This window comes from Nostoc sp. (assembly GCF_036916985.1).
In the GTDB taxonomy this organism is placed as follows: Bacteria; Cyanobacteriota; Cyanobacteriia; order Cyanobacteriales; family Nostocaceae; genus Nostoc.
Genome location: NZ_JBALFD010000014.1, coordinates 204584 through 220099 on the forward strand (window position 1 = coordinate 204584; position 15516 = coordinate 220099).

The 15516-nt window shown below is 44.3% G+C and carries 10 protein-coding genes; 6 read left to right on the top strand and 4 right to left on the bottom strand.

Annotation, left to right across the window (positions count from 1 at the left end; translation table 11 throughout):
* Positions 1-31 precede the first annotated feature (31 nt).
* The gene (locus V7L07_RS04480; RefSeq protein WP_335055455.1) at positions 32-1006 is read left to right on the top strand and encodes a DNA polymerase III subunit delta'; all 975 of its coding nucleotides are present in this window, start codon (positions 32-34) and stop codon (positions 1004-1006) included.
* Positions 1007-1167: 161 nt separating this feature from the next.
* Positions 1168-2361: a Coenzyme F420 hydrogenase/dehydrogenase, beta subunit C-terminal domain gene (locus V7L07_RS04485; protein WP_335055457.1), complete on the top strand. Its 1194-nt coding sequence runs from the start codon at positions 1168-1170 to the stop codon at positions 2359-2361.
* A gap of 86 nt (positions 2362-2447) precedes the next feature.
* On the opposite strand, the gene V7L07_RS04490 is transcribed toward V7L07_RS04485, so the two are convergent.
* The 4 genes from V7L07_RS04490 to ldpA form a co-directional block, all read right to left on the bottom strand.
* Positions 2448-2621 (bottom strand): hypothetical protein, encoded by a 174-nt coding sequence (locus tag V7L07_RS04490; RefSeq protein WP_335055459.1) that lies wholly within the window; start codon positions 2619-2621, stop codon positions 2448-2450.
* 141 nt (positions 2622-2762) lie between these two features.
* A complete protein-coding gene (locus V7L07_RS04495) occupies positions 2763-3371 on the bottom strand; it encodes a hypothetical protein (protein WP_335055461.1) in 609 nt (202 codons plus the stop codon).
* A gap of 294 nt (positions 3372-3665) precedes the next feature.
* A complete protein-coding gene (locus V7L07_RS04500; RefSeq protein ID WP_335055539.1) occupies positions 3666-5399 on the bottom strand; it encodes a R3H domain-containing nucleic acid-binding protein in 1734 nt (577 codons plus the stop codon).
* A gap of 83 nt (positions 5400-5482) precedes the next feature.
* Positions 5483-6664 (bottom strand): circadian clock protein LdpA, encoded by a 1182-nt coding sequence (gene ldpA / locus V7L07_RS04505; protein WP_335055463.1) that lies wholly within the window; start codon positions 6662-6664, stop codon positions 5483-5485.
* A gap of 342 nt (positions 6665-7006) precedes the next feature.
* Between ldpA and V7L07_RS04510 the strand changes: the two genes are divergently transcribed.
* The 4 genes from V7L07_RS04510 (at position 7007) to V7L07_RS04525 (ending at position 15492) form a co-directional block, all read left to right on the top strand.
* Positions 7007-11758, top strand: coding sequence for a PAS domain S-box protein (locus V7L07_RS04510; protein ID WP_335055465.1), 4752 nt, complete (start codon positions 7007-7009; stop codon positions 11756-11758).
* 2 nt (positions 11759-11760) lie between these two features.
* The gene (locus V7L07_RS04515) at positions 11761-13380 is read left to right on the top strand and encodes a hybrid sensor histidine kinase/response regulator (protein WP_335055467.1); all 1620 of its coding nucleotides are present in this window, start codon (positions 11761-11763) and stop codon (positions 13378-13380) included.
* Positions 13381-13560: 180 nt separating this feature from the next.
* Positions 13561-13920 carry a VOC family protein gene (locus V7L07_RS04520; RefSeq protein WP_335055541.1) on the top strand — a complete coding sequence of 120 codons (360 nt, stop codon included), beginning with the start codon at positions 13561-13563 and terminating at the stop codon, positions 13918-13920.
* A gap of 264 nt (positions 13921-14184) precedes the next feature.
* Complete coding sequence (locus tag V7L07_RS04525; RefSeq protein WP_335055469.1) at positions 14185-15492, top strand: recombinase family protein; 1308 nt, start codon at positions 14185-14187, stop codon at positions 15490-15492.
* Positions 15493-15516: the final 24 nt, after the last annotated feature.

The window sequence follows — 15516 nt, forward strand, 5'->3', positions numbered from 1 at the left end:
GTTCGCCCTTGGCGTCTCGTAGAGAAGCGACGTGACTATTAACCCATTTGCGCCAGTTGTAGCACAACAGCAAGCTATAGAATTACTCACTCAAGCTGTCAAACAAAATCGGGTTCCTCCAGCTTACCTATTTGTGGGGCCAGATGGTGTAGGCAGGAGTTTAGCAGCCAGATGCTTTGTGGAATTGCTATTTTCTAGTGGGATGGAAGTTACTGCGTCTTTACAAAACCGTTTGCGTCAAGGCAATCACCCAGCTTTGTTGTGGGTGCAACCAACGTACCAACACCAAGGACAACGATTAACAGCAGCAGAAGCAGCCGAAAAAGGACTCAAGCGTAAAGCACCACCTATAATTCGACTAGAGCAAATTCGGGGAATTACTGAGTTTTTAGGTCGTCCGCCCTTAGAAGCGCCGAGGAATGTGGTAGTGCTAGAAGAAGCCCAAACAATGGCAGAAGCCGCAGCCAATGCTTTACTTAAAACCTTGGAAGAACCGGGACAGGCGACGTTAATTTTAATTGCACCTACACCTGAGTCTGTATTGCCGACTTTAGTATCACGCTGTCAACGCATTCCTTTTTATCGCTTAGATGCACAGTCTTTGGCTGTTGTACTCACACAAATAGGTCATCAGGAAATTTTGCAAAATCAGGCAGTATTGAGCATAGCAGCTGGTAGTGCGGGAAGTGCGATCGCATCTTATGAGCAATTACAAGCTATTCCTCCTGAGTTACTCGAAGACTTGAAAAAAGCGCCTAAATCTTACCGTAACGCCTTGGAGTTAGCCAAAAAAATTGATAAGGATTTAGATACAGAAGCACAACTGTGGTTAGTTGATTATCTTCAGCAGTTTTACTGGCAGCAGTGGCATCAACCTAGTATCATCAACCAACTAGAACAAGCTCGTAAACATTTACTTGCTTACGCTCAACCACGGCTAGTTTGGGAATGCCTGCTTTTATCTGTGTATCAAAAATCAAATTCCATTTATCCTACTCGGTGCTGAGAGCGAAATAAATTAAGCAAAACTCTGCGTTACTTTGCGTTTACTTTGCGTCCCTCTGCGTTTCAAAATATTACAATGTCTTGTTCATCCTCTAGCGTCAAGTTCATAGCGAGTGAAGGTATTGTAATAAAAGCGATTCCTGGATAAAACAAAAAGTTTATATGACCTCAGTTTCTCCTCACAAAAAAGCCAGAGCCTTAAAATCTACCAGCCGCCGCCCTGCGAAAGAACTGTGTAGCGAGTGCGGACTATGTGATACATACTATATTCATTATGTCAAGGAAGCCTGCGCTTTTATTAATCAGCAAATAGGCGAACTTGAAGAAGAAACGCACACGCGATCGCGCCATCTCGAAAATCCTGATGAACTCTACTTTGGTGTTCACCAAGATATGATAGCGGCACGGAAACAACAACCCATCGAAGGCGCACAATGGACGGGAATTGTGAGCAGCATTGCCATTGAAATGCTCAATCGCGGCTTAGTTGAAGGTGTCGTTTGTGTGCAAAACACCAAAGAAGACCGCTTTCAACCCATGCCCATCATCGCCCGGACTCCAGAAGAAATACTAGCAGCGCGGGTAAATAAACCAACTCTTTCCCCAAACCTTTCCGTATTGGAACAGATAGAAAAATCGGGGATGAAGCGGCTGTTAGTAATTGGTGTTGGTTGCCAAATCCAGGCATTACGAGCCGTAGAAAAACAACTTGGTTTAGAAAAGCTGTATGTTTTGGGTACACCCTGTGTAGATAATGTTAACCGCGCCGGACTGCAAAAATTCCTAGAAACCACCAGCCGCTCGCCTGATACAGTTGTGCATTACGAATTCATGCAAGACTTCCGGGTTCACTTCAAACATGAGGATGGCTCATCTGAAACTGTGCCTTTCTTTGGTTTGAAGACTAACAAACTCAAAGATGTCTTTGCCCCATCCTGTATGAGTTGCTTTGATTACGTCAACTCCCTAGCCGATTTAGTCGTTGGCTACATGGGCGCACCCTTCGGCTGGCAGTGGATTGTAGTGAGAAATGACACTGGTAAAGAAATGCTGGATTTGGTAAAAGACCAGTTAGATACTCAACCAGTGACATCTAAAGGCAACCGCAAGGAAGCTGTACAGCAAAGTATTCCCGCTTACGATAAAGGCGTTACCCTCCCCATGTGGGCAGCAAAACTGATGGGTGTAGTGATCGAAAAAATCGGCCCCAAGGGTCTAGAATATGCGCGGTTTTCCATTGATTCTCACTTTACTCGGAATTATTTGTATGTGAAGCGGAATCATCCAGAGAAATTAGAAGCGCACGTTCCAGAGTTTGCCAAGCGTATTGTGGGGCAATATAAGTTACCAGATTAACAATTCAAAATTCAAAATTAAAGAAATTTCAGACGGGGATTTAGCGAGAAACGCGGTCTTGGGCTTTGCCCAAGTGGAGCGATTTCTCAAGACAAACCCTGACTGAAATGGGTGCTACATGTAGATTGCATTTCAATGACTCTCGCCAAACCAGCCTCAGCGATCGCTTCGGTAATCGCGGCATCATCCTGCATTTTTGGTAAATTCCCAAAGGCAACATTTTCCCGTACAGTAGTCGGAAAAGGAGCGTAATCTTTCATAACTACATCAATCCGCGATCGCAATTCTTCTAAGGGTAGCGATCGTAATTCTTGCCCATTCCAAATAATCTGACCCGCCAGACATCAAATTATCCAAACTTCGACGCGTAAATTAACAGCAATCAGAAGCAAAACCTAACCTTAATTTGACTGTGACCGAATCATCCACACCAAGATACCTAATATTTGCTCTACTGGGGAAATTAAATATTCAGTTAAATCAATAGTTACAGTGCTATCCTCCAACTTGATGAATGTCCATAGGTTGCCACTAGTAACGCTACCGTAGATAGTAGCAATTGGTTTTTCGTATTTGGTATTAAACCTTTGGGCGGCGATCATTTCTGCGATACACTGTCCCAAACCACCTTTAAGATTTTCCTTTTTGGCTTCGACAATCACCACTGCTGGAGCTTCAATAAATAACTGTTCTGGCGAAATGCTAATTAGAAAGTCGCAAAATCCCGCCAGTCCAACTTCTGGTTCAACATTAAATTCTTCTCCCGAAAAAAAACTGATTTGTCTGTTGAGAATTTTTCGGACTTCAAACAATATTGGACTGATAATCAATTCTGATCTAGCTTTCTCAGAACCCATTGCAATTGCTAACTGGATACTTTCTGCTAAAAATTCAGCCAGTAGGGGACTAGGTGAAATTGGTTCTATCGGAGGTAAAAATCGCCCACCTTCTACTAAGGTGAGATTAAAGTCTTGTTTTACTTTTCTTAAAGAAAACTCTCTATAGGACATCAAGTGTCTCCTAGTACTCCATCAAGCCAACAATACTTGGTAACACAGATTTTTAGGAAGCATCCCAAATGTGTAAAAACATATTTTGTCATTGCGTACTCCTTCGGAGAACCCGTAGGGTACGTAATGAAATGGAGCGTTCGCAATGACAATCTGTTATCTTAGTCAATTTGCAAAATTGAGATGCTCCCGATTTTTATTTCTCTCTTTTCCTTCTTCCTTTGCGCTCTTTGCGTCCTTTGCGGTTCGTTTCCCAACCCCTCTTCGCAGTGCGAAGAGGGGCTAGGGGTAAAGTTACGCCGGATAAATCCGCAATCTTCTATTTGGTTCTTCGCCAAAACTATGCGACTTGAGGCGATAATGTTCTACCAACTCATGTTGCATTTTGCGGACTTGGGGAGAACGCGGCAATAACTCCACTGGCTGTCCTTTCGGAATCACAATTTGCTCAACAGCAAGTCTAGCTTCTTCCAAGGCATCCATCTCATCATCGCTACCATTGTGCAAAAATAATTGCAGTTCTAGATCATCGGCCATTTCCGGGTCATCGATGTTCAGCAGCCGCCGCAAACCACGGGTAATTTGGGGAATGGTGCTGGACTTAATCATGTGGATGGGTACATTACGCGCTTTGGCCATTTGGCGTAATTTGGCGTGGTTTTTGACGTGCGATCGCAGTGCTAAAATTGCATCTGCACTATCTATGTCTTTTGTCAATACCACGGGCAAAGTTAGCACGCTAATCACCTGTTCTAGTTGGTGACGGCTAACGCCATAAGGGTAAACGTGCAATGGTAAATCTTCACCATTGGGCCCTGGCTGTCTGGTAGCAGCATCTAAATCAATGCTTTCAGAATAATTGAAGGATTCATCCAGCAAACGGTCAAACTCACTGCGCCCAGTTACCCGCTCTACAGGCAATTGTGGCAGTGCTACCATTTGTCCAGATGAACGCCAGCCATTAGACGGCCGTGCTGGCGGGAAAGATTCTTCCACCGTCCCTAGCTGGGCACCGCGACCATTAACAACAGCTAACTGGCGGGTAACACCAATTTTGCCCTGGTCATCAACAGTTCTCGTTTGTGGGGTAGGTTGACGACCCCGCAACAGATTATCTACGGTGTCAGCAACACTTTCGTGTACTGTCCAGCGTTGGCGTTCCAACATTTCCACAGCAATTTCAAAGGTAGGCGGGGCTTTCCGCTCCAAAACAGTCTTTTGAGAGCCTCGCCGTCTAGCTTCATCGTCTCCCAGCGTCACAGCTTGGATACCCCCAACTAAATCAGCCAGGGTGGGGTTTTTAATCAGATTTTCAATCTGATTTCCGTGGGCAGTACCTACCAACTGTACACCCCGTTCCGCAATGGTACGAGCTGCTAAAGCTTCCAGTTCCGTGCCAATTTCATCAATAACAATGACTTCTGGCATGTGATTCTCCACTGCCTCAATCATCACCTGATGCTGTTGATTTGGATGAGCTACCTGCATCCGCCGAGCGCGACCAATGGCGGGGTGAGCAACATCACCATCCCCAGCGATTTCGTTGGAGGTGTCAATAATTACCACTCGCTTATTTAGATCATCTGCCAAAACACGGGCGATTTCCCGTAAGGCGGTAGTTTTGCCCACGCCTGGACGCCCCAGCATGAGAATCGATTTACCAGTTTCTACCAAATCGCGGATCATGCCAATGGTTCCGAATATCGCCCGACCAACGCGACAGGTTAAGCCAATAATCTTACCCGTGCGGTTGCGGATGGCACTGATCCGATGCAAAGTTTGCTCAATTCCTGCCCGATTATCTCCGCCAAAGATTCCGACTCGTTGAATGCAATCATCTATCTGTTCTTGAGTAACGGGTACTTCGCTCAAATACTCAGCTTGATTAGGAAAGCGAGCCTCTGGGCGACGACCCAAATCCAAGACCACTTCTACTAAACTATCTCGTTTGGGATGACTCTCTAGTACTTGTCGCAGGTCTTGGGGCAAAATGTCTAATAACTTTTGGAGATCGTCTGTAATCGTCATGCTTTCTATGGTGACGTTTTTAGAGATAGCGAGGACGTTTGCGTGCAGGAGTACCCGCCCTGGGTATTTTTCCGAACGAGCAATTAATGCTCCTGCTGTGACTTGATCTGGGAAACGAGAGAATGGGCAAGTTCTACAGCTTGCCAAAGTAATACCTCATCTTCTTCTAGGTGAAGATTCGCCTTCACATTAGTGTTACTTACCTCCTTATTCTCTAACTGTTCGAGAATTGGTGACAGCAGTACACGGGCGTAGCTACCGTAGGCGACCCCGGAAATAGAGTGCTGAGTGCTGAGTGCTGTTAGCGGTAGCGGGGCGTTTAGCCCGTACTGAGTAATACAGTCTTTCTCAGCACTCATAACTCGGAACTCAGCACTGTTTAACAGTCCCATTGCCTTTAACTTAGCAACGGTATAGCTATTTGTGCCGCCTGCTAACTGCACATATCCCGGTAACTTAGCTGCCAAAACTTTTTGCCCTAATTTCACCGTGGCTATTGTGGTGCCATCGCCAATATCACCACTCATAGAACGACCATCGGTTTGCCAAATTAAAGCACTCTTGAATGGGGCAATCAGGTCATAGATAGCTCTTAGGTAGTCAGTCATTCCCTCGCCATCGGGACAACTGATGGCTAGTAACTTTAGTTGATCGGCCCACGGTGAAATTGCTTGCCATAATTGTTCAAATTCTGCCAGCCGCCCGACTTTTGTATGGATTTCTACGGCATCTACTCCCGTTGACATTACCAATGGCGCGATCGCTCCCGGCGTTGACATATATGAACTTGTATAAATTATATCATAAGGACAAATTGGTATACAACGACCACAGCCATAACATTTTTCGGATACTACTCCCGAAAAGTCTTCTTTTGTACTGTTAAATACAATTGCTTGTGCTGGACAAATCCGTTCACATGGTCTAAGACAGTTTGTAGGACACTCAGTAGGATTAAATTCTGCTTTCCGAAAATGGGGGTCTTCTCCATCATTGAGGCTGACCATCAAAAAGGGGGAGTTGCCTTTGTAGTCAAACCCTCGTTTTTGGGCATCTTTAGCCAAAGATTTGGCAACTTGTAGACCTGCTTGCGCTGCGGCAATCACCGCTGGATCAGCTGCAACATCTATGCAGTCAGCGCCCGCCAAAGTATAGGCTAACGTTAAACTTCTGACTGCCGGTAAATGCTGGAAGCTGGCTCCGCAGATCAGCTTGAACCAGTCACCTTGTTTGAGAGATTGTAAAGGGGCGAACAGATCAGTCACACTTCTATTATGCGTTTATGCGAATAAAAATAGTAGTCTGTAATCAAGAAAAAGTCTGGATTTTCTGATTTTGGGGATTTTGGGACTGGGGAAGGTGGGGTCCCCTCTGGGGATAAGGGGTAATGGGGATTGGGGACTGGGGATTGGGGATTGGGTATTAGTTAAGCTGTTGCGCCTGCAAATTGCATCACAAGCATGATTAGGCAAAACCTGTAAATTCTCTCCCTTGCTCCCTGCACTCTGCTCCCCTACCGCCTCAATGTGCAAACTATAATCACAACAGCTTATTAATTATTCTCCTCTGCTCACCAATCCCGCAGTTGGGTTAGGAGGCCAAGATAGATGACAACTGTATTTTTTGTGGAAGACTCTGCTGAAGACAGAGTTGTATATCGACGCTTTCTGGAGCGGGATGAGCAGTACAGCTACGATATTTACGAATTTGAGTCTGGCAAGAAGGCACTGCAAGACTGTCAAGAGAAAACACCAGATGTAATTCTATTAGACTACCGATTGCCAGATATAGATGGGTTGGAATTTCTCAATCAGCTACAACGGCAAACCCAAGGTAGCCAGACATCTGTGATTATGTTAACTGGGCAGGGGGACGAAACGATCGCAGTCCAAGCGATCAAGAGTGGGGCGCAAGATTATCTAGTCAAGGGAAAATTGACCCCTGATAATTTACGTCGAGCGGTTCATGGGGCAATCAAGCATCAGCAGCTAATGCGGCAGCTAAAACAACAACAGGAACAACAAAAGTTAGTAGGAGCGATCGCTCTTGATATTCGCCAATCCTTGAAACTCCAAGATATCCTCGTAACGAGTGTTAAAAAAGTCCGCCAGTTACTAAGTGCTGATCGTGTACTGATATATCAATTTACGCCTCAGATGCAGGGTAGCGTCGTTGCAGAGTCGGTATTACCCCAATGGACACCAATCTTAGGACTGGAGATTGAAGATACCTGTTTTCAGGAAAATCAGGGGGAAGAATATCGCCAGGGGAAAATTTGGGCAGCGACGAACGTCTACGAAGCGGGTTTAAGTGCTTGCCATACTAATCTTTTAGAACAGTTTCAGGTGAAGGCGAATTTGGTTGTCCCCATTTTGTTAGAGAATAAGGGGAGTCCAGCAATTGAACTTTGGGGTCTATTTATCGTGCATCAATGTTCTGCCCCGCGACAATGGCAGACATTTGAGGTGGAATTGCTCAAGCAATTGACGGTGCAACTAGCGATCGCTATCCAACAAGCCCAACTTTACCAAAATCTTCAAACCCTCAATGCCGAGTTAGAAGCAAAAGTACAGGAGCGCACTGCCAAATTGCATCAAAGTGAGCGCCGTTTTTGCGCCATCTTCAATAACACTTTCCAGTTTACAGGACTGCTAACGCCAGATGGCATCTTACTAGAGGCAAATCAGACGGCGCTAAGTTTTGGCGGACTGAAATTGGAAGATGTGATTGATCGCCCTTTTTGGGAGGCACATTGGTGGACGATTTCACCGCAAACTCAAGAAGAATTACAACAAGCGATCGCTCATGCAGCTCAAGGAGAGTTTGTCCGTTATGAAGTTGATGTTCTCGGCGCAAATAACCGAGTAGCAACGATCGATTTTTCCCTGCGTCCGCTTCTAGACGAGACGGGTCAAGTTATTTTGTTGATTCCAGAAGGGCGAGATATCACTAAACAACAAATTGCGCTGCGCGATGTCTACGACGAGCTTCGCTTACGGCAAAAGGCAGAGGAAAAACTCCGACAAAGTGAAGCACTGCTAGCCACTACTCAACAAATCGCCCACGTAGGCAGTTGGGAATTAAATTTAGCAACGAAAAAGCGCTCTTGGTCAATGGAAACCTTTCGCATATCTGGTCTAAATCCCACTCAAAGCGAACCCGACCAAGGAGAATTTCTCCAAATAATTCATCCAGATGATCGCGCCTTAATCAAGGCCCAACTCGAAAAGACGATCGCCCAAATAACCCCTTTCAATCTTGAGTATCGAATTATCCGACCTGATAGTTCAGTGCGCTACGTTGAGTCGAAAGCAGAGATCGCCTATGACGCTCAAGGGCAGCCAGTTAAGCTATTGGGAGCGGTTATAGATATTACAGAACGCAAACAAACTGAGTTAGAAATCATTCGTAGTCGTGACCTCCTAGAAGCTATTTATAATGAATCCGCTGATGCACTTTTTTTGGTAGATGTCGAAACATTACTGATCACTGACTGTAACGATCGAGCAGTGAAGCTATTTGCAGCCTCTAGTAAAGCTGAATTAATTAACATTGAAGGCAACACTCTGCAAAAACAACCGTTTACTTCCGATGAGATTGCCACCTTTATGGAAGAAATTAACCAGCAAGGGTTTTGGAGTCGGGAAGTTGAATACATTACTAAGCAGGGCAAACCCTTTTGGGGAAACATCGCAGCCAAACAAATTAGAGTTGCTGGTACTGTGATGCAATTGGTACGAATCACGGATATTACTGCCCGGAAACATGGTGAAGAAGAACACCAACGGGCAGAAATAGCTCTTCGAGAAAGTGAGGAACGACTACAATTAGCCCTTGAGGCTTCTGGGGATGGTTTGTGGGACTGGAACATTCTCACGGGAGAGGTGTATTACAGCCCGCGCTATCTAGAAATGCTCGGATACAACTTTGATGAACTCCCACACGATTGTAGTACTTGGAAGCGATTAGTTCATCCAGAGGATTTACCTTGGGTTGAGAAAATCTTGGCAGCTCACCTCAAGGACAGTTCAGTATCCTACAAATTTGACTATCGACTTCAAACTAAGTCGGGTGAATACAAATGGATTGCTGACTACGGCAAAGTTGTCATGCGAGATGCACAGGGGAACCCTCTGCGAATGACTGGTACTCATCGGGATATCAGCGATGTTTACGACGAGCTTAACTTACGCAAACAAGCTGAAGCAGCCTTAGCCAAAAGTGAAGAACAACTAAGGCTGGCGTTGGAATTTAACCACATCGGTCTCTGGGATTGGGATGTTGAAACAGGTAAAGTTCTATGGAACGATAATGGTTATCGATTGTTAGGCTTAGAGCCAGAAATATCAGCAGCTAGTTATCAGCTATGGCGCAATTGTGTTCATCCAGAGGATGTTGAGCAAATTGAACAGGCTGTATTAAATGCACTGGCACAACATACCAATTTTCAAGGTGAATATCGAGTGATTTATCCTAATGGCAGGGTTCACTGGGTAACAGGGAAAGGGCGTGGCGTTTACAACGAAGCAGGCGAACCCATACGGATGCTGGGCATAATTATTGATACTAGTGAGCGTAGGCAGGCAGAAGCAGCGCTGCAAGAAAGTGAAGCCAGGTTCCAGGCATTTATGAACAACAGCCCAGTGTTAGCTTGGATAACTGATACCGATGGACGTGTACTTTATCTAAACCAAACATACCTGCGGACATTTAACTTACTACCCGAACAAGTTATTGGGCAATCGATTTTTGATCTTTATCCAGCGGAAATTGCTCGGCAACATTTCGATCACATTCAGATAGTCTCACAGACAAATCAGGTACTTGAGGTAATCGAAGTTGCTCCCCGTCCAGATAGCACCCTTGGAGAGTTCTTGGTATACAAGTTTCCGATTCTGGGATTGTCTGCACAAAAACTAGTGGGTAGAGTGGCGATTGACATCACAGAACGCAAGATTTTGGAGCGAGAACTGGCTCACAAGCAAAAGTTATTGGATACCTTTATCAATAGCGCACCCGTTGGTATATCCATTCTGGATTGGGAACTGCGTTATTCATTCATTAATGAAGCATTAGCAGAAATGAATGGCATTCCCGCAGCGTCCCATATTGGTAAGACACCGTGGGAGATTATCCCTAATTTGACATCCAATTTGGAGCAAGTCTTTCGACATGTCTTGACAACGGGTGAGCCGATTCTGGATTTGGAAATCAGTGGAGAAACCCCAAAACTTCCAGGTGTAATCAGGACTTGGTTAGCTTCTTATTTTCCAATTCAGTCTGAAGCCGATGAACCCATTAGCATGGGCATTGTGGTAGTTGAAATCAGCGATCGCAAACGAGCTGAACAGATGTTAGAGTTGCAAGCAGTCATCACCCGCAACATGGCAGAAGGAATTTGCCTAGTTCGTGCCACAGATGGTGTGTTTGTCTATGCCAATCCTAAATTCGAGCAAATGTTTGGCTATGAACCTGGTGAATTAATCGGTCAGTATGTGTCTATTGTCAACTACGGTGATGAAAATAATACACCTGAAGATGTTAATCAGGCTATTAGAACTGCTATTTGGGAACACGGTGAAGCAACCTATGAAGTCCATAATATTAAAAAAGATGGCACTCCATTCTGGTGTAGCGCTACCGCTTCCATTTTTGAACATCCTGAGTATGGAAGCGTGCTTGTCGCTATCCAACAAGATATCACCGAGCAAAAGCAAGCGGAGGAAAAAATTAAAGCCTCTCTGAAAGAAAAGGAGGTATTACTCAAAGAAATTCATCATCGTGTGAAAAATAATTTAGGAATTGTCAGTAGTTTGCTGCAAATGCAGTGCAGACGTACACAAGATTCTGTAGTGACAGCTATTTTACGCGATAGCCAAAACCGGATTGCTTCCATTGCTCTAGTTCATGAAAAACTTTACCGTTCTGAAGACCTCGCTGATATTGATTTTGCTCAATATATTCCAGATTTAACAACTCATTTATTTGATTCCTATAACGTCAGTTCCAGCAAAATCAAACTAAAAATTCAAGTTGATAATGCTAGCCTCGATATCGAAACCGCTATTCCTTGTGGCTTGATTATTAATGAACTAGTTTCTAATGCTTTGAAATACGCTTTTATTGGTAATCGTGGCGGCGAAATTCAGGTCAAATTTTTTCAAGAATCAGACCGCACTTTGACACTTATCATTAGAGATGATGGTGTTGGTTTACCTGAAAACTTTGATAGCAAGAAAGCTAAAACACTTGGTATAACCCTTGTCCAAGGTTTAGTCAAGCAGCTAAGGGGAAAGCTCGAAATTGACTCTCAGCAAGGAACGCAGTTTAAAATTACTTTTGCAAATAGCCGGATATAAACATGATTGATATCCCATCAGACACCGAGACAAAGGAGAAAATTAGAGTCCTTGTTGTTGAAGATGAGTATATTCTTGCGATAAATTTACAAGAAAGTTTAGAGTCTTTGGGATATGTTGTTTTAGATATAGCTGATTCTGCCGAAGGGGCAATTGCAAAAGCAACAGAATTACGACCAAACTTGGTTTTGATGGATATCAGATTACGGGGTGAAATGGACGGCATCCAGGCCGCAGAGCAAATTTGGCGTGATTTGCAAATTCCAGTTATCTATGTCACAGGTCACTCCGATCAAAGTACTGTGAAACGGGCAACCCTGACATCCCCCTTTGGATATATTCTCAAACCCATCAAGGAACAAGAACTTTACGTTGCCATTCAAACAGCTCTTAATCGTTACGATCGCGAGCAATTTTTGAGTTCTGTGCTTCGAGAAATGGGTGATGGAGTAATTGTAGTTGATACTGAATTAGATGTTAAGTACATTAATCCTGTAGCTGAAGCCCTAACAGGGTGGCGATGGAATGAAGCTAAGGACAAGATGTTAACTGAAGTTATCCAACTTATTGACGAACAAACCCAGCTTTCGGTAAAAAATCCAATTTTTGCAGCCCTCGAACAAGAAACTATTATCCATCTAGCTAGTGGCGTTTTACTCGTTGCCAAAGACGGAACAGTTACACCTGTAGCTGACAGCGCTACTCCCTTGAGAAATAGCAGTGGTGTAATTACAGGAGCCGTATTAGTTTTTCGGGACGATACGCAACGACGACTAACTGAAGAACGCAATCTCGCTGCTGAACGTGCTAGACAACTAGAAATTCAAGTGGCAGAACTTCAACGGCTGAACCAGTTGAAAGAAGATTTTTTGGCAACTACTTCTCATGAAATGCGAACACCATTGTCAAACATCAAAATGACAATCTCCGTGCTAGAAAATATTTTGGAAGGGCTGGGGGTTTTACATTTAAAAGCACTTTCTCCATCTGAATCTGTAGCCCGTTACTTAACTATCCTGCGCGATCAGTGCGAACGAGAGCTAGATTTAGTAGACAATTTGTTGCACATGCGAATGATTGATGCAAATGTCTATCCATTAGAATTAACTTCAATTCAACTCCAAAACTGGCTGCCTCACGTTGCCGAATATTTTCAAGAACGTGCCCAAGCCAGGCAACAGTCTTTTCAAGTTAGTGTTTCTCCAAATCTACCACCTTTAGTTTCAGACTTGGCTAGCCTGACCGAAATTGTCTCAGAGTTACTCAACAATGCTTGTAAATACACTCCGCCTGATGGACAGATTGCAGTGGATGTTCAGGTAATTGACACTGCAAAAAGTCTCATAAATGAGGATGTTGAATCTGGTATGTTAGACGATCTTCAAGTTCCTTACTTTCAAATTACAATTAGCAATTCTGGAGTAATCATCCCCAAACAAGAACAATCTCGAATCTTTGACGCGTTTTACCGAATTCCTCAAAGCGATCGCTGGCAACAGAGTGGCACAGGATTAGGTTTAACATTAGTTAAGAAGTTAGTTGAATATCTCCAAGGTACGATTAAAGTTACCAGTTATCAGGGCTGGACAAGGTTTACAGTTAAGCTACCATTGAGTTTGTAATTGCATTAGTCATTAGTCATTAGTCATTAGTCATTGGGGATTGGGGATTGGGCATTGAAAAGAGGCAGAGGGGCGGAGGAAAATTCTTCTCCCTGCCCCCTGCTCCCCCTACCTCCCTACTCCCTAAAAGAATGCAAACTAAGTCAAAATCTAAATAAACGCGATCGCATCTTACCGACAATGCAGATTAACCAAAGTCTCCATACAGCAATTCTTGTGACTGACTTAGAACGCTCCGAGCAATTTTATGGCAAAGTATTGGGATTATCTAAAATAGATCGTTCCCTAAACTACCCTGGTGCATGGTATCAAGTCGGCGACTACCAACTTCACCTGATAGTTGCAAGTGTTGTCCCCACAGAAAACCCAAACGAAAAATGGGGGCGCAATCCCCACATTGCTTTCTCCGTTACTGACTTAGACACCGCCAAACAGGAATTACTCAATCATAATTATCCCATTCAAGCCAGCGCCTCCGGTCGCCCTGCCCTGTTCACTCAAGATCCCGACGGGAATATTATCGAGTTGAGTCAGCAGTGAGGAGTGGGGATTGGGGACTGGGGATAAGGGGTAATGGGGACTAGGGATTGGGGAGATGAGGAGAATATAGCAATTCTCGTTTGTATGCGATACATTTTGACCTCTCTCCAAACCTCTCTCCTTTTAGGAGAGAGGCTTTGAATCTTACTCCCCTTTCCCTTGAAGGGAAGGGGCTGGGGGTTAGGTCTGTATTCCATTTGAGAACCGCTATAACCATACCCAATCCCCAATGACTAATGACTAATGACTAATGACTAATGACTAATGAAAATCATTGCCTACTCTTACACCGATCCGCTATTAGAATCTTCTCCCGATCAAGCCGATTGGGGATGGGAGGTGGATCGGGTTTACGAAGATTTGGGCAAGCCAGACTCTTCTGGACGATCGCAATTACAACAATTATTCACCGATTGCGAAACTGAACCAGCAGATTATCTCCTGATCCGTCGGTTGGAAGAATTGGGGGATACTGTAGAAGAAATTAGCGATCGCTTAAATCAACTCGAAGTTATGGGAATAGCTGTAATCGCCACCGAACAGCCCTACACTTCCGAAAATTACCCACTGGGCGCTGATTTGCTGAATCTGCTACACGCAATCCAACGTCAGCAACGTAGTCGTCGCATCCGCCAAGGACACGCCCGTAATCGTCTTGAGGTTGCACCACCACCCGGCAAAGTTCCCTACGGCTATCGCAGAGGTAAGGGAAAATATACCATTGACCGCAGTACTTCACCAGTAGTCAAAGATTTTTTTGAACACTTTTTACTCTATGGTTCCCTGCGGGGTTCAGTTCGTTATCTGGCGAAAAAATACGGCAAGAAAATCTCTGTCACCACCGGAAGACGCTGGCTAACTAATCCAGTCTATCGCGGCAATACAGCTTACCAAAATGGTGAAATTATCTCCAATACCCATATTGCGATCGTTTCTAAAGAAGAAGCTGCCCAAGTTGATCGACTTTTACGCCGTAACAGCCGTTTACCATCTCGAACTGCTAGCGCGCCTCGTTCTTTAGCTGGGTTGGTTGTCTGTGGTGAATGTCAGTCACATCTGACAATTACCCGTGTCACCCAACGCAACCAAGATAAAGAGTATCTTTATTTACGTTCTACTAGCTGCCCCCAAACCCCTAAGTGTAAGGCTATTCCTTACCAAGAGGTGTTGCAACATACTATTGAAACAGTTTGCCGTGATTTACCTCTAGCAGTAGCGGGGATGAATTTTCCCCAATTGGATGCAGTCAAGAATAGTTTAGGACAAGCGATCGCTCGTCAGCAAGAAATACTCGCTCAGTTACCCGCTTTAATTGAAACAGGAATTTTAGATGCCGAAACAGCAAAGTTAAGGGCTTACAAACTCCGCACAGAAATATCTGCACTCGAAGCAAAGTTGGCGACTCTCCCCCCGGTTAACTTGCGTTCTGTTGCTCAAGCTGTTTCCATACCACAATTTTGGTTAGATTTGTCGGAAACAGAGCGACGATTTTACTTTCGAGAATTTATCAGGCAAATTGAGATTGTTTTTCAAAATAAAGAATTAAAACTCCAAGTTATTTTTATTTTTTAAGCTAAGACCTGGCGAATTATATAT

Bases quoted from the DNA above. Each gene is read 5' to 3' on its own strand.
- V7L07_RS04500 (WP_335055539.1), bottom strand. From the start codon at position 5,399: ATGACGATTACAGACGATCTCCAAAAGTTATTAGACATTTTGCCCCAA.
- V7L07_RS04495 (WP_335055461.1), bottom strand. From the start codon at position 3,371: ATGTCCTATAGAGAGTTTTCTTTAAGAAAAGTAAAACAAGACTTTAAT.
- V7L07_RS04485 (WP_335055457.1), top strand. From the start codon at position 1,168: ATGACCTCAGTTTCTCCTCACAAAAAAGCCAGAGCCTTAAAATCTACC.
- V7L07_RS04525 (WP_335055469.1), top strand. From the start codon at position 14,185: ATGAAAATCATTGCCTACTCTTACACCGATCCGCTATTAGAATCTTCT.
- V7L07_RS04515 (WP_335055467.1), top strand. From the start codon at position 11,761: ATGATTGATATCCCATCAGACACCGAGACAAAGGAGAAAATTAGAGTC.
- V7L07_RS04490 (WP_335055459.1), bottom strand. From the start codon at position 2,621: ATGAAAGATTACGCTCCTTTTCCGACTACTGTACGGGAAAATGTTGCC.
- V7L07_RS04510 (WP_335055465.1), top strand. From the start codon at position 7,007: ATGACAACTGTATTTTTTGTGGAAGACTCTGCTGAAGACAGAGTTGTA.
- V7L07_RS04520 (WP_335055541.1), top strand. From the start codon at position 13,561: ATGCAGATTAACCAAAGTCTCCATACAGCAATTCTTGTGACTGACTTA.